This window comes from Streptomyces beijiangensis (assembly GCF_017315755.1).
Lineage (GTDB): Bacteria > Actinomycetota > Actinomycetes > Streptomycetales > Streptomycetaceae > Streptomyces > Streptomyces beijiangensis.
In genome coordinates, this window is sequence record NZ_JAFLRJ010001627.1 from 1 (window position 1) to 273 (window position 273).

At 66.7% G+C, this 273-nt stretch carries 1 protein-coding gene; it reads left to right on the plus strand.

All coding sequences use genetic code 11. The features are described from left to right. Positions 1–273 (plus strand): cbb3-type cytochrome c oxidase subunit I (locus J0695_RS42970; protein ID WP_206970214.1); only part of this gene is annotated, 273 nt, incomplete at both ends.

The window sequence follows — 273 nt, forward strand, 5'->3', positions numbered from 1 at the left end:
GGCGTTCACCATGCACGGCTCGATCATGCTGCTGCTCGTCGCGATGCCGCTCTTCACCGGCTTCGCCAACTGGATCATGCCGCTCCAGATCGGCGACCCCGATGTGGCGTTCCCCCAGCTGAACATGCTGACCTACTGGCCCTTCCTCTTCGGCTCACTGATCGCGGCGGCCGGCTTCCTCAACCCGCAGGGCGCGGCGAGCTTCGGCTGGTTCCTCTACGCGCCGCTCTCCGACGCGGTCCACGCGCCGAGCATCGGCTCCGACATGTGGAT